We start from the raw sequence: 19,122 nt of genomic DNA, 5'->3' as shown, positions 1-19,122 counted from the left end.
CGTCGTGCCCGGCGCCACCTCAGGTGCGGGTGGCGCCGATCCGCAGCCCGCGAGCACGAGCACGAGCACCAGGAGGAGCCGGGCCATCGCTAGGCGACCAACGCCGTGTTGTTGTTCTGGTAGAAGTACCCGCAGAAATCGGTGTAGTTGCCGCGGCAGCAGTTGTTCGGCGCGTACCCGCTGCCCTGGTACTGGTAGATGCTGTGGCCGCAGTCGTCGGTGTACTTCGCCGGTGTGCCACCGGGCTTGTGCCCCCACCACCAGTAAGGATCGCCGGTGACCAGCCGGTAGAAGTGGTAGTCCACGCCCGGCCAGATCACCAGCACGATGGTCAGCGTGTTGGTCTGGCAGCCATCCTGCCACCCGTCGGCGCGCAGCCCGTCGGTCACGCCGCCGCAGGTGATCGACGTCGCCGGGCGGCCCCCGCGGCGCCCGGGCAGCGCGTAGCGCGAGTTCGCCAGGTGGTTGCTGGCGAAGCAGTAGCAGTTGTTCCTGGTGACGTAGGCGGGGTCGTTGAACAGGTCGGCGTTGGCGCTGAAGTAGTTCGACCCGCACGACCACCACGTCGCTCCCGCGGCCGAGATGTCACCCCCCTCGCCCGCCGGACCGTGCGGCCCCTCCCCTTCCAGTCGGGGCTCGTGCTCGTCGGTCGGCAGCGGAACCTGGCGCGGGTCCGCCGCCGTCCAGGACGACTCCAGCAGCACGACGCCCTGCGCGGCCACCTCGCGGAGCTCGTCGGTCACCGCGGTCTCGCGCTGCTCCGACGTGCCCAGCAGCCACTGCGCGATCGGCTCGTCCGCGGGCTTGCTGCCCACCCGGAACTCCCCGGGCAGCGACCGGCCCCCTGCCAGCCTGGTCGTGCTCCACGCCCCCGCGTCCGGCTTGACCTGTCGGACGAGCAGGCCGCGGTAGCCGAGGCTGAACTGCTCGTCCTCGGTGGCGACCGGCGAGAGCTGACCGGGATCGGCGGTGACCCGGTCGAGCAGCTCGCGCTCCTCGCCCTCCGAAAGCACCCACCGAGGATTGGGCATACCCGAGAAAACGTCTAATTCGACTTCCAACATGGCGGCACCTCCCCCTGCGCGCCCCATGAATACCTCGACTGTGACCCGGACCACTAGAGTCTTTCGGCCATGTCCCCGACCTCGGACCGGCTTCGCCACACCCCTGCGCGCCAACAGGTCCATCGACACCGGATGGGTCGTCCGCACGACCGCCGTCTGCCGCTGCACCCGCGAGGCCCAACGTCATCTTCGACGGCCACCCCCGCTGCCCATCGACCGCATCGCCGCCGACCAGCCCTACTGGTGGTCGCGACCGTTAGTTCGTCGGGGGTGATCATGCTGTCAGTGGTTGTGGTGCATGACGATCATGACGGCCGATCCGCGTGAGCAGCAGGTTGAGGTCGTGACGGGTGAAGGTCCAGTCGAAGGGCTGGGCAGTGGCGTTGTAGTGCTCCTGGAGGACAGCAGCCGTTCGGAGACTTCGTCGAGGTCGCCGAAGTCGTCCGGGGTGACCGCTTTGCGCTGCACGGCGGAGAAGTAGATCTCCACCTGGTTCAACCACGAGGCGTGTACCGGTAAGTGGACCATGTGGGCGTTGGGGAAGGCGTCGTTCATCCGGACAGCGGCGGCCCAGTTGCGGTGCGACGCCCCGTTGTCCACGATCCAGAACACGTGGCGGGCACTGGCATAGGTCTCGGTGGTCATGACCTGGTCGACCAGACGGGAGAACGGGACGATGCCCGTGGTGGGCTCGCAACGGTCCATCACACGGGCATGATGGACGTCGTAGGCGGCGCGCCGGGTTTCTCGTCGGCGCTGAGCACGAAGTCGTTCTCTCCCAACGGTTCGCCTTCCCAGACGCGGGCGTACAGGTCGAGCACCCGGGACGCCTTGACCGCGAAGTGCGGGTCGCGCGGAACGATCCACGACCGGTGCTGCCACGGCTTGATCGCGTCGGCGGCCAACCAGCGGCGCACTGTGGATGCCGACACCCGCTCGCAGACGCCACGGGCGACCGCCTCGCGGGCCAACTCCGGGCAGCTCCACCGCGCCAACGGCACGTCGCCCTGCGTGGGCAGCTCGCAGGCCAGTGCCTTGACCTCCGCCACGACCGCGGCGGGGAAGACCCGAGGCCGCCCGCTGCGCGACCGGTCGGCCAACCCCGGCATCCCTTCATGGCGGAACCGCCTGCGCCACTTGCACACCATGTCCTCGACGATCCGCAGTTCGCGGGCGATGTCGGCGTTGGACCACCCGTCGGCAGCCGCCAACACGATCCGCGCCCGCAGCACCCGGCGATGCTCGGGGGCAGGATCGTGGCCATGGCCTCCCCGCCCGAGTCGACCAAAGTCTCGCTGCGCCAACGCCTGCTGGCCCGCACCCGGGAACGCTGGCCGCAACTGGCCACCGTGAAGGTACGCCACCACGGAGCTTTCGCCTACGTCACCGGCGAACTCCCCGACGGCACCATCCTGCCGCTGCTGCGATTGCGCTACCACGGATCAGCCACCACCTGGGGCTTCGCCATCTACCGCGCCAGCCACGACGACTACGAGAACTCGATCCTGCCCAGCGGACACCCCTCCGGCACACCACAGGAAGCACTCGACTGCGCCTGCGGGCTCTACCTCAACGACATCACCGCCTGGCGCCAACCCCCGACGAACTAACGGTCGCCCACTAGCCGTCCCTGAACAACCCGCGTAGTCGCTTCAACGCCCGGTGTTGAGCAACGCGTACCGCATTGGGGGTCGAGTCGAGCAGGTGCGCGGTTTCCTCCGCAGACAGGCCCGCGCCGACGCGTAGCACCAGGATTTTCCGCTGCCGGTCGGGCAGGTGGTGCGGGAGGGACATGAGGCGGGTGTGTGCATCCTCTGCCAGTGCCTGTTCTTCCGGTCCGCGTTCGGTGCTCGGGTGGTCGGGGAGTTCCGGCACCGGTTCGGCCCCATTGCGTGCCATCGCCCGGCGTGCGTCGGTCACCTTGTGGGAGGTGATGCCGTAGACGAATGCCAGGAACGTTCGGCCCTGCTCGCGGAAGGTCGGTAGTGCCTTGGGGACTGCCAGGCACACTTCCTGTGTCACGTCGTCGGTGCCGATCGGTGTCCTGTCCAGGCCGCGTAGCCGGCAGTACCGCACGACGTGGGGCCGGATTCTGGTCATCAGGGCGTGGATCGCGGCCTGGTCGCCGTGGGCGGCGCCATCGACCAGGGCGTCGATGGACGTGTCGCGGCGGTCGACGTCCCGCACGTCGTGCGGGTCGGCGATGGTCGCGTTGCCCGTCAGCACGGTCAGCGTCACCACGCGCTCGTCGTAGACCTGGAACCCGTGCGGGGCGACCATGTTCGCGTCCACCGACCACGGCACCACACCCAGCTGGACGTTTGGTCTTCGCATGATCTGCGACAGGTGGTCGATCTGCTCGCACATCAGGTCGGCCGACTCCACCGCGTCGGTGAGGAGTTCGCCGGGTGACCGACATCCCGGCGCCGCCGTGGGCGGCGTTCTTCGACGCCACCGACCTGCACGCGATGACCGGGATCGTCCACACCGAACTGGCGTGCAGCCGCGACCTCGGGCACACCCGGTCGGCGATCCCTGCCCTGGGCGCCTACCCGCCGAAGATGCGCCGCAGCAAGGTCTTCAGCCTGATCGCCCTGGCGCTGAACCACCTCCTCGACCGCGACCACGGCACCGCGATCCGCGTCGCCCACCTGGCCCTCGACAGCGCGGACGGGCTCGCCTCCGCCAGGGTGGCCGACCGGTTGCTCCCCCTGCTGCGGTACTGCGAGCGCGTGTCCGCCCAGGGGGAGCCGGCCGACCTGGCGCACCGGCTCCGGGCGTTCACCGAGCACGCCCGGTGGGCACCGGGCTGACCGGGCCGAACGGGTGCCGGTCACAGGGTCCCGCGCCGAAGGGGAACCGCGCCGGACGGGTACGGGCGCGATCACCGGCCGGGTGCGACCACCGGCCGGGTCGCGCGCGGTCAGCGGCGGAACCAGGCGCGCCGCGACTGCTCTCCCACGACCAACGCGTCCCCCAGGGAACGGCCCACCAGGCCGCGTTCACCGCAGGCCCGCAGCAGCCGCCGGGTCAGGTCGCCCCGGTCCACCAACGGCGCGGGACCGTCGTCCACGCCGTCCTCCGGGCCGGCGAAGCCGTCGTGGCCGAGCACGATCGCCCCGCCCCGGCTGCCGCGCAGCGCACCGGCCACCCGCTCGTCCTGCGACACGTCCTGCCAATCGCGCAGCGTCGGTCCCCACAGCACGGGCACCAACCCGTCCCGGGTCACCGCGCGCCAGGTGCGCGGTGACTGCGTGCCGTACGGCGGGCGGAACCAGGTGACGGCGCGGCCGATCACGTCCTCCAGCTCGGCCCGGCCGCTCCGGGTGCGCCGCTCGACCTCGTCCGCCGGGAAACCGGTGAGCCGGCGGTGGTCCAGCCCGTGCAGCCCTACCTCGTGCCCTTCCGCCACCACCTCCGCGAGCAGCCCGGGGAAACGCCGGACACGGGTCATCAGCACGAAGAAGGTGGCGGTCGCCCGGAAAGCGCGGAGCGCCTCCAACACCGCCTCGGTACTGCCCGGCTCGGGGCCGTCGTCGTAGGTCAGCACCACGTGCGGCGCGGAGGTCCGCACCGCGCACACGGAACCGATGATTCCGCCGAACAACCGTTCCACCGGCTCCGCGAGCCGTCTTACTCCGGATGACCCACCCATTGGTGAATTCCTTCTGGTCGACGTTGCCCACCTTCGGCAGGTGGGGTGCCGCCCGCGCTCGGAACGTCTCCGCGTCCGGCCGGCATTGCGAGAAGGCGGCAGGAGCGCCGCACCGGCGGGAAACGCGCGGAATCCCACTGTACTGGGCATTGTCGTGGATCAAGCCGCAAAACGAGGGGCCACCCAGTCCACTCGGACCAGCCGTCGGACTCCGACCGCGCGCATCGCGGGGCTGAATGGGACATCGCCGGGAAAAGGTCGGTGAATTACACCGGGAACGGTATCGGGGACAACCGCTGTGGTCGTGGTGCGGGCCGGTTGTGGGCCGCCTCCTTACGTTCTGTGCAGAGCCGAGGAGGAGAGGGCGATGACCGGGAACGGCGCAGTGGAATCCACCGGGACACCGGTGTTGGGCAACGGTCGCGTACGCCTCCGCGCGCTCGGCGTGGACGACCTGGATTGGTTGCGGGCCGCCGAGACGGACGAACTGCCGGCCTTCCGCTGGCGGTTGCGCGGCGGTCACCCCAGTCCGCACGACTTCATCGACCAGCTCTGGAACGGGCTGCTGGTGATGTTCGTGGTGGAGAAGGCCGGCGACGCGACACCGATCGGACTCCTGTCCGCCTACCAGGCGGACCAGCGCAACGGGCACTGCCGGGTGGCGGGCGCGCGCCTGACCCTGGACGGGTCGATGGACAACTCGTTCCTGGCCGGGCTGGCGCTCTTCTTCGACTACCTCTTCGGCGGCTGGCCGTTCCGCAAGCTCTACCTGGAAACGCCGGAGTTCAACCTGCCGCGGTTCGCCTCGGCGGTCGACCGCGGATTCCTCGTCGCCGAGGCGAGGCCCACCGCGTTCGTGTTCCTGGCCGACCGCTACTGGGACGTCCTCTTCCGCTCGGTCACGCGCGAGTCCTGGGCGTCCACGCGCACGTCCGCGCCGGGCAGGTACCTGCTCGGCACCACGGAGAACACCCGAGTCGGGTGAGAAGGCGGAGAAGACCATGAGCGATCGATTCGAGTACACGCGGTGGCGTCGGGCGGCCCTGGGCGGCACGCTGGCCGCCCTGGCGGTGACCGGCGGCACGGTGGCCGGCGGCCCCCATGGCGCCGTGCGGTCCGGGCCGCGAGCACCGCACCTCCGGCGCGCGGGCGTTCTGGGAGCTGTCCTGCTCCGGCGAGAAGGTCAAGGTGCACTTCCACCAGAGCGGCAACTGGAAGTACAGCGAGCCCGTGGGCCCCAAGGGTGACCGGGAGTACTTCAGCTGGACCGAGCCGGGCGCCGGCGCGAACGTCTACCTCTACGAGTACGACGCCTGATCCCGGTCGCGGGAGGACCGCCGGCCGTGCGTTCCCGGGGGTGTCCGTCGGGTAGCCGGGGCGCATTGCTGCGCCCCAGCCTCCTCAGTGGCCGTTTCCGAGCTTGGGCAGGTGACGGCTCTTTGGTGCGCAGACGAGGGAACTCCTGGTAGATCGGACGTTGTCGAAGCGCCGTTCTGCCAGGAGTTCCGTTGTTGTCGTGCCCGATGCCCGCGGGCGGGTCCACCGCGGGTGGCCTCTGCTGCCGCCTGGCCGCCTCCCACCAGCCCACCGTGCGGACGGCCCGGTGTCGGGGTGGGCGGTGGGAGAAGCACTGCCGCCGCCTGATCGTGGACGCGATCCCGTACGTGGTCGACAACGGCATCAAGTGGCGGGCCCTGCCGGCGGACTTCCCGCCCTGGCCGACGCCTCTACAAGCGTTTCGCCGCCTGGGAGAGGGTCGGTGCGCGCCGCGGCCACCGTCGGCCGTGCCACCCGCGGCTGGGACGGCGGGAAGAAGCTCGCGGGCCGCAAGCGCCACATCGTGGTCGACACCCCGGGCCCGCCGGTGGCGGTGCCGGTGACCCCGGCCTCGACGCGGGACCGAGTCGCCGCCCGCAGCCCGTTACGACGTCTGCGCGACACCGCCGGGAAACGGGCCGCGCCGGCGTGGGCCGACGGCGGCTACACCGGGCCCCTGCTCGACCGGGCCCGCAAGACTCGGCCTGGTGGTGCAGATCGTTCAACGCCCGCAGGTGCCGTACTTCACCGTGCCGCCCAGGAGGTGGGTGGTCGAACGAAGCCTTGCCCGGATCACCGGACACCGCCGCCGCGTGCGTGACTACGAACGCCTGCCCCACCACCACGAGGCGATGGTCCGCTGGTCCATGATCCGCATCACCAGCCGTCGACTCACCCAACCCCAGCAGATCGGAAACGGCTACTAATCATCTGCAATCCCTTGGTCGACGGCGGTCACGCGGATCTCGACGCGCATCTTCGGGTGACCGAGGGCGGTGACCCCGCTCTCGGTCCAGATGGGCTTGCGCTCGCCCATGCGCTTGCGGAACTGCTCGACCATGACCCGGTTGTGGTCGTCGAACGAGTCGTCGCCGAGCACGTGGTACGAGTTGACGTGCACGACGTCGGCCCAGCTGCTGCCCGCGGCCCGGAGCGTCCGCTCGACGTTGTCGAAGGCCCGGACGATTTCCTCCTCCAGCGTCTCGGGGAACTCGAACCCGTCGTCCCAGCCACCCTGCCCCGACGTCTCGACCCGGTCGCCGATCCGCACGGCCTGGCTGTAGTGCATGTTCTCCGACTGCGTCTCGCCGTATCCGGGTGTCGCGAAGAACTCCGGCTTGCTCATCTGCGCCTCCCCTGACTTCATGCTTGAAGTCAACCGTACACCACTTCAAGCGTGAAGTAAGCTGCGCGACGTGGAGTGGCTGAACGCGGAGGAGAAGGAAGCCTGGACCGGCCTGGTCTCGTTGCTGCTGCTGATGCCGGGCCGGCTGGAGGCACCCCTGCGGAAGTCGGGCCTGAGCCTCTTCGACTACCTGGTGCTCAGCCACATCTCGGAGGCCCCCGATCGCAGCATCCGCATGAGCGAGCTCGCCGTCCTGGCGAACGGCTCGCTGTCGCGCCTCTCGAACGTGGTCAAGCGCTTCGAGCAACGCGGCTGGGTGGTGCGCCACCCGGACCCGGACAACGGCCGGTACACGATCGCGTCGCTGACCGACTCGGGGTTCGGGGTGGTGGAGGCGGCCGCGCCGGTGCACCTGCGTGCGGTCCGGCAGTACGCGCTGGACCCGCTGACGGCGGAGGACCGCCAGGCGTTGACGCGGATCGCCGCGAAGCTGCGGGTGTCGATCCCGCCGCCCTGACGCGCCGTCCGCAGCTCGTCGAGCACCGCCCTGATCAGCGGGTGCTCCCTCGACCCGCGCCCGACGGCGGCGACCACCCGCCGCAGCGGCGCGACCCCCGACCCCGGTACCCCGCGCACGGCGTTGCGCGGCGCCGCCGCCTGTCGTGGGCTGCCGTGCCGGCGTGAGCGGGTGAACTCCTCGACGGCGGCGGCTGGGGTGACCGGGGTGAAGAAGTCGACGAGCTTGCCGTCAGGGTCGCGGAACGGCAGCGCACGGTTGTCCCACGGCCTTGTGGTGGGTTCGTCGGCGAAGTGCTCCACGGAACCGGTCAGCCGCTCGGACGCGCTGCCGACGTCGCCGAGGGCGGCGGCCGGGGGGTCGGCCGGTGACCGGTCGACCGGCACCGGATTCCGGGGACCCGGAGCCGGTGCGGTGCCGAGTCGCGACCGCGCCGGGCTCCTCAGGTCCGCTCGTCGAGTTCCAGCAGATCGATCACGTAACAGGCGAGGTCACCGTCCGCGGTGTGGCCGATCCAGGTCGGGTAGACGCCGTCGCAGCCGATGGTGAACCCCACCGTCTGGCGACCGTCCTCGTCCTCGGACGGCTCCAGCAGCTCACCGAAGCCGAGGTCGATCTTGGCGGTGTCGACAAATTCGTGGTACGTGCCGGTCTCGTGCAGCTCGCGGAGGTACTGCGCGTCGATCAAGCTGCCTTCGCCGCCGTCCACCGGAAAACCGTAGAAGCCCTCCTCGCTCAACTCGGCGGGGTCCTGGCCGGGCAGCAGCGCCATGGTCCAGGACGCCACCGGCCGGTCGCGGATGACCAGCCGCACCGCCAGCGGAATCGGAGCCCGCGTCTCGCCGCCGTCGAGGACCAGCGGGTGGAGCAGCACCGGGTAGCGGCCGGGCGGTGCGATTTCGGTGAACCCGATCGGCTCCCAGCGCCATTCCGAAGCGACCACCTCGCCCGAGGGCAGCGACAGCTCGGTGCGCAGCGGTTCGGCGACGGTCCCCGATCCGGACGCGGCGCCAACCCTGGTGCCGGGGACGAGTAGCCGGTCGAAGTCCGGCGGTGTCAATGCCACGGGACTATTCAACCATCGGCTCTGGCCCGTAGTCGGTGGTGACGCCGGGCACCTGTCAGGGCGGGAGGATGCGGTGGCGGCGGACTCGAAGCCTTCCGCGTGCTCAGAAGACACCTCTCCGACGTCGTCTACCGCGCCCTGCGCACCGACGCCACCAGCACCCGGCCTACCGCCCCTTGGCAGAGGAGCGATCTGCAGTCCCGATTCCCGACGGAGTCAAGCTCGGAAGAAGGGGTTGTCGGCTTCCTTGCCCAGCTTGTGCCACAGCTTGAGCGCTTCCGCCGGTTTGTCCGCCGAGAGGCCGGCTTGTCCGAGTGCGCCGGGGTACGCCCCGTCGATGATGGTCAGGTGGTTCCTCATCAGGGCCGTCTGCTCTTCGTCGGTCACGCCGTCCCCGATGTCCAGCAGGCCGAAGATCGCGGTCTGGTAGTCCTTCCGCTTCATGGGCTCCTCCTTGCGGCCCCGCTTCCCCGTGCGCAGCATCCCGCGGTAGGTCCCCTCGCCCTTGCCCGCGGTGCTCGCCTTCGCCAGCGTCGCGCCCGGCACGACGTTGAGCCGTTCGAGGATCGCTCCCACGGCTCGTTGCAGCAGCGGCACCTGGAGGTCGGACGACTTGCCCGCGGCGTTCTCCGCCGCCGCCACCAGCCTGTTCATGTTGGCCTCGATGGCCGTGGGATCGACCTCGGACACCTCGGGGCCCTCTTGGCCGGCCGGTCCGGAGATGTGCGTGCCCGCCAGTCGCGCGGTGATCTCGTCGGTGTCGCCGCCTTCGGCGGCGTCGTCCTTCTTGAAGCCCTTCAGCCGCTCCGCCATGTCCCGCACGTGCTGGACCAGCCCGGAGAGCTCTCCGATCGCGGCGGGGACGTCCTTGCCGACCAGGCGGGCCCGGGTGAAGTCCAGGTGCGCGATCCAGGCGGTCGTGTGGGCGCCCATGGTCCCGGAGAACGGTGACCTGGGGCGTCCCGCCGACCACACCTCGGTGATCGTCCCCTTGTCGTCGAGCACCACTTGCGTCGCCATCCGCGCGGTCTGCTCGGGTTCGGGTTCCTGGTCGATCTCCTCCTCCAGCCTCTGGTCGGCCTCCTCCTCCAACCTCTGGTCAGCCTCCTTCGACTGCTTGTCGAAGAGCGAGCCCAAGGACCTCCCGATCTTCGCGGGGCTGCTCGCGATGCTGGTGAACGCGTCCTTGCCCTTGTCCTTCACCTTGTGCTTCAGGCGCTGGCCCCTGCCGCGCTTCACCTCCTCTTCCTCGGGGGGTTCCACGCCGTAGAGGCGCAAGATCTCCTCGTACCGCCCGGCCAGGATCCGGTCACTGCTCTTCTGCCGCACTGCCCCGAGGCGTTTGAGGTAGTACTCGACCGCTTCGTCCTTCGTCTCCCTCAGGATCTTCTTGAGCTCTCCCAACAACTCCGCCTCCGCCTCCGCCTCCGCCTCCGCCGGCCCGGGCCACGCCTTCTCGAAGGCGGCGGGGAATGCCTGCCTGACGGAGATGACGTGCTGCTTGATCACGAGCTTGAGCCGGTCCTCGATCGGCTCGTCGCCCTTCGTGCCGGGTGCCACCTTGTGGCTCGGTGCTTCGAGGTTGACCGCGTAGGTCAGGAGGGCCTTGTCGTCCAGCAGGGCGCACACGGCCTTCTTGATGGTGTCGGCGGAGATGCTCCGGTCGCCTGCCTCGTAGCGCCTCAGGGGATCGACGCGCGAGGACTCACCGGTGCCCTTCCCGTGCCCCTTCCCGGTCGCCTTGATGTTCAGGGTGGACAGGGGCAGCGTCCCGCGGTAGTCGAGGTACGCGCTGATCAGTTCTTGCAGCCTGGGCATGTCCCACCGCTTCCCCTCGGGCAGCGCGTGCAGCTTCTCCAGTCGGTCCGCCGCCTCGTCGAGGAGCCTGGCGTGCTTCCCGTCGGGGGTGAGGTTCCCGCGCAAGTTCTCGCCGGGCAGCGTCTTGGCCTCCTGGTAGAGCGCCCACACGGCTTCCGCGGCCTTCGCGGCGGTCAGGCCGGTGACCACCCGGCGCACGGCCTGGGTCAGCACGACGTAGGCGGTGGTGTGGTCCCCCTCGGTCTGGCTGTGCGGGGAGTCGGGACGGCCGATCGTGATGAGACTGTCGACCTTGACCTCCGCCCCCTCGGCCGGTTCGTCCGCCACGATCTGCGTCGTGACCCTGCGCTGCACGGGGGTTTCGCCGGCGGCGGGGGAGTGGGGGTGCGGGTGGTCGTGCAGGTGCGCCGGGGCGCCCGCCAGGACCCGGTGGGCGGTGGCCTCAGCCTCCCGCTCGAAGCGGTCGCCGGGGTCGCTCACGCTCACGCCCGTGCCGGTGTCGGTGCCCGCCACCGGGCCCTGGCGCTGCTGGACGACGTGGACCAGCTCGTGCGCCAGGGTGTGCCGGTCGCCGCCGCCCGCGCCCAGGACCACGTGGTTGCCGGAGGTGTAGGCGTGGGCGCCGAGGTCCCGGACCGAGCGCCGGGCGTCCGCGCCGGTGTGCACCCGGACGTCGGAGAAGTCGGCGCCGAGCCGGGACTCCATGTCCTCGCGCACGTGCGGGGCGAGCGGACTGCCGGAGGACTTGAGCACGTCACCCACCCCGGCACCCGTCTCCCGCGGCTGTCCGGTGTCCGACCGCTGAACGGCGTGGGACCGCTGGACGGCGTGCATCACGGCGTCGTTGCCCACGGCCCGCTGCAGGGCCAGCAGGTGGCCGGGGGTGACCGGTGCGCCGGGGGCGAGGACCCGGTCCGGCGGAGGCGGGACGTCGTGCCCGCCCGGTGACGGCTCGCGGTGCTGCCGGGCCTCCGCGCCGCCGGTGTCGCGCCCTTGAGCGTGCATGGGTCCCCCTCGCCCGTTCCTGCTGTGAACGCGATCCCAACGAACCACTCCGCCGCGCGTCCGGGGATGACCGGGAGGGCAGAGCGGGGGCACACCCGCTGTCCTCCCGGTCCTCCAGCCGGTGGTTCTCCCCGCTCCGCGCGCCGGGCCCTCGGGCAGGGCGGGGAGTCGGTGCTCCGGCACCCCGCCGGTCCCCGGGCGGTCCGGCAAGGCCGAGGCCGCCGCTTCTTCCTGCCCATGGACTCCATGATGGAACATCCTTCCGGGGACACGCGTCCCCTGATCTCAGATGTCCGTCAAAACGGGTCAGGCCCAGTCACCCGCGACCCGGTGCGCCAGGTGGACCGCCAGCGTCGTCTTGCCGACCCCGCCCATGCCGTCGACCGCGGAGATCGTGATCGCGGTCGGCGACGTGGCCCGCGTGGCGGCGCGCAGCTGCAGGAGTTCCGCCGACCGGCCGGAGAAGTCGCTGATGTCGTGGGGCAGGTAGGACCGGACACCCTGCACCTCGGACGGGTCCGCTCCGGGTTCGGTCGGCGCGGGCGCGGACTCCAGCGTGCCGCGCAGCACGTCGGCGTGCACCCGCTGGAGTTCCGGGCTCGGGTCGAGGCCGAGGTCGTCGGCCAGCATCCTCCTGCCGTCGTCGTACACGGCCAGCGCGTCGGCCTGTCGCCCGCTGCGGTAGAGGGCCTGCATCAGGCTGATGCGCAGGGAGTCGCGCAGCGGGTGCTCGTTGACGAGCTGCCGCAGCTCGCTGACCACCGAACCGGTCTCACCGGTGCGCAGGCGCAGGGACATCAGGGTCTCGACGGCGCCGAGCCGTTGCTCGTGCAGCCCGGCGACCGCGTTCTCGACCACCGTGCCGCCGAGCCCGGCCAGCACGTCTCCCCGCCACATGTCGAGCGCGCCGCGCAGCGCGGCCACCGCCTCGGTCAACCGCCCGCGGGTCTCCGCTTGCCTGGCCTCGTCGAGGAGCCCCAGGAACTGGTTGACGTCGATCGACGATTCCGGGACGTCGAGCAGGTAGCCGGCCTCGGTCCACCGGATGTGCACGTCCGCGCTGTGTTCGGCCAGCGTGCGCCGGAGGCTCGCGATGGCGTTGTGGATCTGCTGGCGCGCCGACCGGGGAGGACTGCTCCACAGCTCGTCGACCAGGCGCTCGACCAGGACCACCCGGTTGGCGGCCAGCAGCAGCAGCGCGAGGAGCCGCTGTTGCCGCGCGCCGCCGATGCGAACGGGTTGTCCGTCGAAGCGGACTTCCAGAGGTCCCAGGATCCGGAACTCCAAAGCGATGACCCCCTGGTCCGACTCGATCGACCGAGACCGGCGTGCACGGCGAGTAGCAACTCGTTAGCGGCCAGGTAGCTCATGATGCCATAGTCGCGGAGGTCGGGTCCGCCGACGCGGCCGGACCCGAAGGGCTATGTCGACGACTTCGCTGACGGGGGAATTTGTTATGAAGAAGGCGTTTTCGTTCGGGTTCGCGCTGTCCGCGGCCCTGTTCGTCGTGGTGGTGACGGCGGGTGGTTCGTCCGCTGAAGTGGGGGACCGGCCGTACGCGGAGAACAGCGTGGTGAACGAGGGCACCGGTCAGGAAGTGTGCAGCCAGGGTACCTGAGCCGCGAAGGTGTCTTCAGTGGGGCGAACGGGCCATTCCGAGGAGGGCGCCGCGCGTGCGTTGCACGGGTTCGCGTTGACGGCGACGGTGTTGGTAACCAGCCTCGTGATCACGTGGCTCGCCGCGCTGGACGTGGCCGGGCTGCGTGATCGGCTCACCGGCTACCTCGAAGTCTGGCCGCAGCGCTGGACGTTCTTCGTGGATCTCGACAGGGACCTGCTCGTGGGCTACCGGGTCGTCCCCGGTAGCCCGCGGCTGGGTGGGTTGACGGAACGCCGGCGGTGGGACGAGTGGTCCTGGGGGCTCAGCCGGGCCGGGTACGCCGAATCGGCGGAATTGCGCGCCATCGCGCGCCGGATACCGGACCGGTTCTGGTTGCCGTGCGACGAATCGGAGGCCGCCGATTGCGGCGGGTTGTGGAACGGCGCGGAGCCGTACCGGGCGGAGAACCGGGCTGAGAACCCGGTGTTGTGCGGGCAGGTCGCCATCACGGTGGAACGCCCGTCCCCGTTGGTCGCCCGCCAGGTCCCGGCTCGGCCCAGGGAGGTTTTCCGCATCGCGTTCGCGGACCTCCGGTGCCGGACGTGAGCGGATTGGCGGGACGACTGGCCCGCGCGATCGACCGGGCCGAGCCGCGGGGGACGCCTCTCGCGGTCGGCCGCAGCCTGTTGGCCGCCGCGAGCCTGCTCACGGTTCTCCTCAGCTCGGATTCGGAGCTGTTCATCCGCACCGCGGAGCTGCCGGACGGCATGCGGTGCACAGGTGTGCGCGCGGCCTCGCTGTGGTGCCTGGTGGGACCGACCGAATCCGGTCTGCCGGTCGGCCGGACCCTCGCGGTCGTGGTGCTGGTGCTCGTCCTGGTCGGGTTCAGCCCGCGGTGGACCTGCGTCCCGCACTGGTACGTCGCGTTCAGCCTCGCGGCCGCGATGGAGATGGCCAACGGCGGGGACACCATCGCGCAGGTCGCCACGATGCTGCTCGTCCCCGTGTGCCTGGGCGACGACCGGGTGTCGCACTGGCAGCCGGTGCTCCGCCCGCTCGCGCCGTCGTGGCGGGGCAGCGCGTTCGCCGCCCACCTCGGTCTGCGCGCGCAGCTCTGCCTGATCTACCTCGGCGCGGTGACCGCCAAGCTGATGGATCCCCAGTGGCGGCACGGCACCGCGCTGTCCACCGTGGCGCACCACCCCCAGTACGGGTTCCCCGTGCCGGTCCGCGACCTGCTCTCGCCGGTGCTGGGCTCCTACTGGTCCGTCGCCCTCCTGTCGTGGTCGGTGGTCGGCGTCCAGGTGGCGCTGGCGCTGTTGACCCTGGGGCGGCGGAGGCACCGGCTGGTCGCCCTGGTGCTCGGGGGCGGCCTCCACCTGGGCATCATGTTCTTCATGAGCTTGCCGAGCTTCGGCATGGTCATGATCGCGGTGCTGGTCATCAGCGCCGCGTCCGTGACGTCCGAGCGGCGGGCCGGTCAGCCCGGCGCCGCGTCCGAGGAGAGGAATCGCCCGTGACAGCAGGTCTCGAAGTCGAGCGGTTCGATCCCGCGTGCGCCACCGAGGGCGATCTTCGCGGGTACTACCGGGTGATGCTGGCGAGGCAGGAGATCGACCGCCCCGACGAGCCCCGGCTGACGTACGAGGACGTCCTGGGCCGCTTGGAGAACCCGTTCGTCGGCTTCGGGCCGGTGGTCTACTGGGTCGCGCGCCTGGGCGGTGAGGTCGTGGGGCTCGCGATCGTCTACTTCCTGGAGGAGGAGAGCGGCCACATCGGCCTGACGGAGGTCATCGTCCACCCGCGGGTCCGCCGGCGGGGGATCGGCACCGCGGTCCTGAAGGCCGTCGTCCCGGAGCTGCGCGCCCGTGGCCGCACCCTGGTCGAGACCTGGCAGATCACCAAGGGCAGCGACGGTGAGCGGTGGGCGCGGTCGCTGAACTTCCGATCCGTGCACACCGTGCTCATGCAAGCGCTGGTGATCCCCGGAGCCGACAGCGCGCTGTGGCAGGACGACGTTCCCGCCGGTTACCGGCTGCGGCGCTGGGCGGGCGTCGTGCCCGAGGACCTCGTCACCTCCTTCGCGGCCGCTCGCAATGCCATGCACGACGCACCGCTGGGAGGTCTGGGCTACGAGGAGCCGGAGTGGACGGCCGAGCGGGTCCGGGCGCGCGAGGCCGAGCTGCGGCGGAACAACATCGAGCTGCGGGCGGTCGTCGCCGTGCACGAGAGCACCGGTGAGGTCGCCGGGCTGACCGAACTCGAACTGCACCCCCACCGCCCGTTCTGGGGCTTCCAGCGCGACACCGCGGTGTCGGCGCCGCACCGGGGCCACGGGCTCGGTCGGTGCATCAAGGCGCACCTCATCCACTGGCTGCTGGCCGACCGCCCCGACCTGGACCGGATCTACACGACCACCGGCGCCGGCAACGAGCACATGATCCGGGTCAACGAGCAGCTGGGCTTCACCACGGTCCGGACCATGGTCGCGGTCAACCGGGACCTCGCCGAACTGGAGGCCGAGCTCCGCACGAGGTGACCGGCACCTGCCTGTGACGCGCCGCCGGGCAGTGCGCTCACCCGGGCACCCGGGGGATCGCGCGGCTGGTGTGCAGGTAGCGGACGCGGCCGTCGCCGACGTCGTCGACCAGACCTATCACCGGGTGCGCTCCATCGTCCTGCGCCACCATGATCAGCCTGTCCGGGTCCAACGCGACCAGTTCGTGCGCGTTCGCGGTGAAGGCGTCCGGTTCGGCGGGAGCCGCGTGGGGCAGGATCCGCAGCCACGTGCGTCCGTCCGCGTCGACGTGCACCACGTTGTCGGCCACGGGCGACCGGTACGTCCCGGCGACCCGGTCCGCGTCGACGGGCCGCGGAGCCGCCGGTGGAACGGGCAACCCGGGTTGGACCACCCCGCCCAGTTCCCCGAGCAGGTGACCGAACACCTCGGCGAACACCGGGTACACGTTCCCGCCGTTGGTCAGCATCGCCACCGCCACGCCCACGCCGGGCACCACGCGCAGGAACGCGCGCTGCCCGGCCGTCCTGCCGGTGTGCCCGAGCACGAGCGGCCCCCGGTAGTCGGGCAGCGCCCACCCCAGCGCCCAGTGGCCGCTGATCATCCCCAGGTCGGGGACCTCGACCTGGGGTTCCCGCATCGCGTCGAAATCGGTGTGCTCCAAATGCATCCGCACGAAGCCGAGCAGGTCACGCGCGCTCATGGCGAGCACCGCGCCCGCCGGAGCGGTGGAAGGCGCCATCGACCACACCCGGACCGGCCTGACCGCGTCGGAGGCGGAACGGACGTGCCCCACGGCGGGGCGTCGCAGGATCGCCTCGTCGAGTGACGTCGCGACGTCGGCCAGTCCGAGCGGGTCGACCAGGCGTTCGCGCAGCACCGCGTTGAACGGCTTGCCCCGCAACACCTCCACCAGGCGACCGAGCACCACGTAACCGCTGTTGCAGTACGAGAACCGCTCGCCGGGCGGGAACACCTGACGCGCGTCGGCGAGACCGGCCACGTACTTCCCGATGGCGTCGTCACCGGTGCCCGTGTCGGTGAACAGGTCGCCCTCGAAACCCGCGGTGTGGCTGAGCAACTGCCGGGCGGTCACGGTCTCGGCAGCAGACCGGTCGGCGAGCCGGAAGTCGGCCAGGTGGTCGCGCACGGGCCGGTCCAGGTCGAGCAGGCCGTCGTTGACGAGCTGCTGCACCAGGGTCGCCGTCCACACCTTGGTGATCGAGCCGATCTGGAACACCGCGTCGTCGGTGACCGGCACTCCCGTGGCGACGTTCAGCACGCCGGCCGCCGCACCCGCGACGTGGCCGTCGGCCAGCACCGCCACCTGGGCACCGGGAACCTCGTGCCGCTCCAGCAACCCGGGCAGCACCCGGGCGATCCAGTCGGTGGCGGCGCGCACCCGGTCCATGGACCGACCCTCCGATCAACGAGGTCGCCGGCATCCGCGGTGCCGTCGGGCAGTCCACCGGCAGCACCGCCCACCAGGCCGGTTCCCGCGGCCGTGGCACGCGGGCCGGGCGGTGGAGCGGACAAGATCGGCGAACAACAAGTTAGCCGTGGGGGTAGACGACGTGCAACCGCTGCGCGCGTAGCGGGGTGTCCGGCCGCGCCGACCGGCACCCGGATCAGCGCACCCGGGGCCAGTCGGCGCAGGGCACGACCTCGAACCCCCGGCCGGGGAAGACGGTGTCGACGAAGAAGTCGTGCACCGCCGGGTCGCCGTCGGCGCAACCGTCGCGCAGCACGGTCACCCGGTAGCCGCGATCGGCCGCGTCGTAGCACGTGGCGGCCACCATCGCGCTGGTCGCGACCCCGGCGCCCGCGATGGCGCCGACGTCGCGGGCGCGCAGCACCAGGTCGAGGTCGGTGCCGGCGAACGCACTGGCGCGGCGCTCGAGCACGACCACGTCCCCGTCGGCGACCGGCAGGTCGACCTCGGTGCCGGCCGACCCCTCGTGGAAGGTGTCGCCGGCCTCGAAGAAGGACCTGTGCAACTCGTTGTCCGGCAGCAGGTCGGCGCCGCTGGGCCGGAGGGCGAAGCGCACGAACACCACGAGCACGCCGGCCGCGCGCGCCTGGCTGGAGGTCGAGCACGCCACCCTGCTGGCCACCCAGCGCACCGCCGCCACGCTCGGCCGCCACCACGCCGTCTGGCACCTCGCCTGGAATCTGGACACCTTCCACTACTGGCGGGGGCACCTGCGCGACGCGCTCGCCGCGTGGCAGGCCGCCCTCGACGCCGCAGCGCACCTGCCCGACCCCGCCACCCGCATCCACACCCACCGGCGCCTCGGCCGCGCCTGCTCCCGGCTGGGCCTGCACGAGCAGGCCACCGGACACCTGCAGCGGGCCCTCGACCTGGCCATGAGCCACCACGACACCGCCGAACAGGCCCACACCCACCGGGCACTCGCACTCGCCTGGGCACAGCGGGGGGATGACCGGCAGGCCATGGACCACGCCCGACACTCCCTCGACCTCCACCGCACCCTCGACGATCCGATGTGGGAAGCCGACGCGCTCAACGCGGTGGGCTGGTACGCCGCGCGGCTGGGCGAGTTGGACACCGCTCGCGACCACTGCCACGCCGCCCTTGCCCTGCACCGGAACCGCCAGAACCTCAACGGCGAGGCGAACACCCTGGACAGCCTCGGCTACATCGCCCACCGCGCCGACGACCACCGTCAAGCCCTCGACCACTACCGCCAGGCCCTCACCCTGTTCCGCACCCTCGGCAACGCCTCCCAGGTCGCGGACACCCTCGACCGCATGGGCCACCCCCACGCCGCGCTCGGCCACCACGAGCAGGCCCGCGAGGTGTGGCGGGAGGCGCTGGAGCTGTACCGGGAACAAGGCCGCGAAGTCGACACCGAGCGCGTGCAACGCCAACTTGACGACCTCGACGACACTGGTGCTGACAGGCAGTGACGCCTGCTGCTGACACCCGGCAACGGGCTCTCAGATCAACGAACTGGTCTTCACCTGGTTGTACGGACTCGGGCACTGGAGGATCACGCGTCTCAGTAGCCCGGAGGACGGCCCACGATGCCGGAGAGGTATCTACCCGAGTTCCGAAGCAAGGTCCTCGCCCTGGTCGCGTCCGACCGCCGTGTCACCCAGGTCGCGGCGGACTTCGACGTCAGTGACCGGATGTCGCGGGTTCACCGACGATCCAGGCGGCTCGGACTGCTCCGATCGGGCGTATCTCCGTAGT

At 71.0% G+C, this 19,122-nt stretch carries 22 protein-coding genes and 3 pseudogenes; 13 read left to right on the top strand and 12 right to left on the bottom strand.

Annotation, left to right across the window (positions count from 1 at the left end):
- Positions 1 to 89: 89 nt before the first annotated feature.
- The 3 genes from EKG83_RS27620 to EKG83_RS48340 form a co-directional block, all read right to left on the bottom strand.
- On the bottom strand, positions 90 to 1,013 hold the full coding sequence (locus EKG83_RS27620) for a hypothetical protein (protein ID WP_228122234.1): 924 nt from the start codon (positions 1,011 to 1,013) through the stop codon (positions 90 to 92).
- A gap of 333 nt (positions 1,014 to 1,346) precedes the next feature.
- Complete coding sequence (locus EKG83_RS48345) at positions 1,347 to 1,862, bottom strand: transposase (RefSeq protein WP_228122945.1); 516 nt, start codon at positions 1,860 to 1,862, stop codon at positions 1,347 to 1,349.
- Positions 1,769 to 2,296, bottom strand: coding sequence for a helix-turn-helix domain-containing protein (locus EKG83_RS48340; RefSeq protein WP_211269011.1), 528 nt, complete (start codon positions 2,294 to 2,296; stop codon positions 1,769 to 1,771). The genes EKG83_RS48345 and EKG83_RS48340 overlap by 94 nt, the downstream gene beginning before the upstream one ends.
- A 30-nt stretch (positions 2,297 to 2,326) precedes the next feature.
- Between EKG83_RS48340 and EKG83_RS27610 the strand changes: the two genes are divergently transcribed.
- Complete coding sequence (locus EKG83_RS27610) at positions 2,327 to 2,674, top strand: hypothetical protein (RefSeq protein ID WP_033429017.1); 348 nt, start codon at positions 2,327 to 2,329, stop codon at positions 2,672 to 2,674.
- Between the two features lie 10 nt (positions 2,675 to 2,684).
- On the opposite strand, the gene shbA is transcribed toward EKG83_RS27610, so the two are convergent.
- Both shbA and EKG83_RS49825 read right to left on the bottom strand, forming a co-directional pair.
- Positions 2,685 to 3,251, bottom strand: coding sequence for an RNA polymerase sigma factor ShbA (gene shbA, locus EKG83_RS27605; protein ID WP_407690792.1), 567 nt, complete (start codon positions 3,249 to 3,251; stop codon positions 2,685 to 2,687).
- A pseudogene (locus tag EKG83_RS49825) lies at positions 3,246 to 3,455 on the bottom strand (Scr1 family TA system antitoxin-like transcriptional regulator); the annotation flags it as partial. The pseudogene EKG83_RS49825 and the gene shbA, both read right to left, overlap by 6 nt.
- A 17-nt stretch (positions 3,456 to 3,472) precedes the next feature.
- Here EKG83_RS49825 and EKG83_RS27600 point away from each other — a divergent pair.
- Positions 3,473 to 3,877 carry a hypothetical protein gene (locus EKG83_RS27600; RefSeq protein ID WP_153278486.1) on the top strand — a complete coding sequence of 135 codons (405 nt, stop codon included), beginning with the start codon at positions 3,473 to 3,475 and terminating at the stop codon, positions 3,875 to 3,877.
- A gap of 110 nt (positions 3,878 to 3,987) precedes the next feature.
- On the opposite strand, the gene EKG83_RS27595 is transcribed toward EKG83_RS27600, so the two are convergent.
- Positions 3,988 to 4,647, bottom strand: a complete 660-nt coding sequence (locus EKG83_RS27595) for a polysaccharide deacetylase family protein (protein ID WP_211269013.1) — start codon at positions 4,645 to 4,647, stop codon at positions 3,988 to 3,990.
- Between the two features lie 517 nt (positions 4,648 to 5,164).
- On the opposite strand from EKG83_RS27595, the gene EKG83_RS27590 reads away from it, so the two are divergent.
- The 5 genes and pseudogenes from EKG83_RS27590 (at position 5,165) to EKG83_RS27575 (ending at position 6,962) form a co-directional block, all read left to right on the top strand.
- Positions 5,165 to 5,704 carry a hypothetical protein gene (locus EKG83_RS27590; protein WP_153278485.1) on the top strand — a complete coding sequence of 180 codons (540 nt, stop codon included), beginning with the start codon at positions 5,165 to 5,167 and terminating at the stop codon, positions 5,702 to 5,704.
- 116 nt (positions 5,705 to 5,820) lie between these two features.
- Complete coding sequence (locus tag EKG83_RS27585; RefSeq protein ID WP_033428942.1) at positions 5,821 to 6,036, top strand: hypothetical protein; 216 nt, start codon at positions 5,821 to 5,823, stop codon at positions 6,034 to 6,036.
- 206 nt (positions 6,037 to 6,242) lie between these two features.
- Positions 6,243 to 6,455: pseudogene (locus EKG83_RS49820) on the top strand (transposase); the annotation flags it as partial.
- 59 nt (positions 6,456 to 6,514) lie between these two features.
- A pseudogene (locus EKG83_RS49815) lies at positions 6,515 to 6,670 on the top strand (transposase); the annotation flags it as partial.
- 73 nt (positions 6,671 to 6,743) lie between these two features.
- Complete coding sequence (locus EKG83_RS27575; RefSeq protein WP_051764841.1) at positions 6,744 to 6,962, top strand: transposase; 219 nt, start codon at positions 6,744 to 6,746, stop codon at positions 6,960 to 6,962.
- On the opposite strand, the gene EKG83_RS27570 is transcribed toward EKG83_RS27575, so the two are convergent.
- Positions 6,959 to 7,402, bottom strand: a complete 444-nt coding sequence (locus EKG83_RS27570; RefSeq protein WP_228122231.1) for a RidA family protein — start codon at positions 7,400 to 7,402, stop codon at positions 6,959 to 6,961. The genes EKG83_RS27575 and EKG83_RS27570 overlap by 4 nt on opposite strands.
- A 49-nt stretch (positions 7,403 to 7,451) precedes the next feature.
- On the opposite strand from EKG83_RS27570, the gene EKG83_RS27565 reads away from it, so the two are divergent.
- Positions 7,452 to 7,898 carry a MarR family winged helix-turn-helix transcriptional regulator gene (locus EKG83_RS27565; protein ID WP_228122230.1) on the top strand — a complete coding sequence of 149 codons (447 nt, stop codon included), beginning with the start codon at positions 7,452 to 7,454 and terminating at the stop codon, positions 7,896 to 7,898.
- Between the two features lie 442 nt (positions 7,899 to 8,340).
- Here the strand turns inward: EKG83_RS27565 and EKG83_RS27555 are convergent, their stop codons facing one another.
- From EKG83_RS27555 to EKG83_RS27545, 3 genes are all read right to left on the bottom strand, one after another.
- Positions 8,341 to 9,078, bottom strand: coding sequence for a DUF4241 domain-containing protein (locus EKG83_RS27555; RefSeq protein ID WP_194282940.1), 738 nt, complete (start codon positions 9,076 to 9,078; stop codon positions 8,341 to 8,343).
- A gap of 102 nt (positions 9,079 to 9,180) precedes the next feature.
- The gene (locus EKG83_RS48330) at positions 9,181 to 11,787 is read right to left on the bottom strand and encodes an eCIS core domain-containing protein (protein ID WP_051764844.1); all 2,607 of its coding nucleotides are present in this window, start codon (positions 11,785 to 11,787) and stop codon (positions 9,181 to 9,183) included.
- A gap of 306 nt (positions 11,788 to 12,093) precedes the next feature.
- Positions 12,094 to 13,074, bottom strand: a complete 981-nt coding sequence (locus tag EKG83_RS27545) for an AfsR/SARP family transcriptional regulator (protein WP_051764846.1) — start codon at positions 13,072 to 13,074, stop codon at positions 12,094 to 12,096.
- A gap of 169 nt (positions 13,075 to 13,243) precedes the next feature.
- Between EKG83_RS27545 and EKG83_RS27540 the strand changes: the two genes are divergently transcribed.
- The 4 genes from EKG83_RS27540 to EKG83_RS27525 are packed head-to-tail and all read left to right on the top strand — an operon-like array spanning position 13,244 to position 15,926.
- Positions 13,244 to 13,405: a hypothetical protein gene (locus tag EKG83_RS27540; RefSeq protein WP_153278483.1), complete on the top strand. Its 162-nt coding sequence runs from the start codon at positions 13,244 to 13,246 to the stop codon at positions 13,403 to 13,405.
- An 18-nt stretch (positions 13,406 to 13,423) separates the two neighbouring features.
- On the top strand, positions 13,424 to 13,993 hold the full coding sequence (locus EKG83_RS27535; protein WP_153278482.1) for a hypothetical protein: 570 nt from the start codon (positions 13,424 to 13,426) through the stop codon (positions 13,991 to 13,993).
- Entirely contained in the window at positions 13,990 to 14,907 is a 918-nt protein-coding gene (locus tag EKG83_RS27530; protein ID WP_170191780.1) for a sporulation-delaying protein SdpB family protein, read from the top strand. Before EKG83_RS27535 ends, EKG83_RS27530 begins: the two co-directional genes overlap by 4 nt.
- The gene (locus EKG83_RS27525) at positions 14,904 to 15,926 is read left to right on the top strand and encodes a GNAT family N-acetyltransferase (protein ID WP_153278481.1); all 1,023 of its coding nucleotides are present in this window, start codon (positions 14,904 to 14,906) and stop codon (positions 15,924 to 15,926) included. The genes EKG83_RS27530 and EKG83_RS27525 overlap by 4 nt, the downstream gene beginning before the upstream one ends.
- A 37-nt stretch (positions 15,927 to 15,963) precedes the next feature.
- Here the strand turns inward: EKG83_RS27525 and EKG83_RS27520 are convergent, their stop codons facing one another.
- Together EKG83_RS27520 and EKG83_RS27515 are read right to left on the bottom strand one after the other, a co-directional pair.
- Positions 15,964 to 17,316 carry a serine hydrolase domain-containing protein gene (locus EKG83_RS27520; RefSeq protein ID WP_033428946.1) on the bottom strand — a complete coding sequence of 451 codons (1,353 nt, stop codon included), beginning with the start codon at positions 17,314 to 17,316 and terminating at the stop codon, positions 15,964 to 15,966.
- A gap of 217 nt (positions 17,317 to 17,533) precedes the next feature.
- Entirely contained in the window at positions 17,534 to 17,953 is a 420-nt protein-coding gene (locus EKG83_RS27515; RefSeq protein ID WP_322746605.1) for a cysteine hydrolase family protein, read from the bottom strand.
- On the opposite strand from EKG83_RS27515, the gene EKG83_RS50025 reads away from it, so the two are divergent.
- The gene (locus EKG83_RS50025) at positions 17,907 to 18,836 is read left to right on the top strand and encodes a tetratricopeptide repeat protein (RefSeq protein ID WP_322746604.1); all 930 of its coding nucleotides are present in this window, start codon (positions 17,907 to 17,909) and stop codon (positions 18,834 to 18,836) included. The two genes, EKG83_RS27515 and EKG83_RS50025, sit on opposite strands and share 47 nt — an antisense overlap.
- Positions 18,837 to 19,122 lie beyond the last annotated feature (286 nt).

Origin of the sequence: Saccharothrix syringae (assembly GCF_009498035.1) — a bacterium.
GTDB lineage: Bacteria > Actinomycetota > Actinomycetes > Mycobacteriales > Pseudonocardiaceae > Actinosynnema > Actinosynnema syringae.
Note: the sequence above shows the minus strand (reverse complement) of the source record. Positions and strands in the feature narration are given on the sequence as shown.

What these genes read in the sequence shown, in the direction of transcription:
- EKG83_RS27570 (WP_228122231.1), bottom strand. Translation starts at nt 7,402, where the DNA reads ATGAAGTCAGGGGAGGCGCAGATGAGCAAGCCGGAGTTCTTCGCGACA.
- EKG83_RS27585 (WP_033428942.1), top strand. Translation starts at nt 5,821, where the DNA reads ATGGCGCCGTGCGGTCCGGGCCGCGAGCACCGCACCTCCGGCGCGCGG.
- EKG83_RS27610 (WP_033429017.1), top strand. Translation starts at nt 2,327, where the DNA reads ATGGCCTCCCCGCCCGAGTCGACCAAAGTCTCGCTGCGCCAACGCCTG.
- EKG83_RS27540 (WP_153278483.1), top strand. Translation starts at nt 13,244, where the DNA reads ATGAAGAAGGCGTTTTCGTTCGGGTTCGCGCTGTCCGCGGCCCTGTTC.
- EKG83_RS27520 (WP_033428946.1), bottom strand. Translation starts at nt 17,316, where the DNA reads ATGGACCGGGTGCGCGCCGCCACCGACTGGATCGCCCGGGTGCTGCCC.
- EKG83_RS48330 (WP_051764844.1), bottom strand. Translation starts at nt 11,787, where the DNA reads ATGCACGCTCAAGGGCGCGACACCGGCGGCGCGGAGGCCCGGCAGCAC.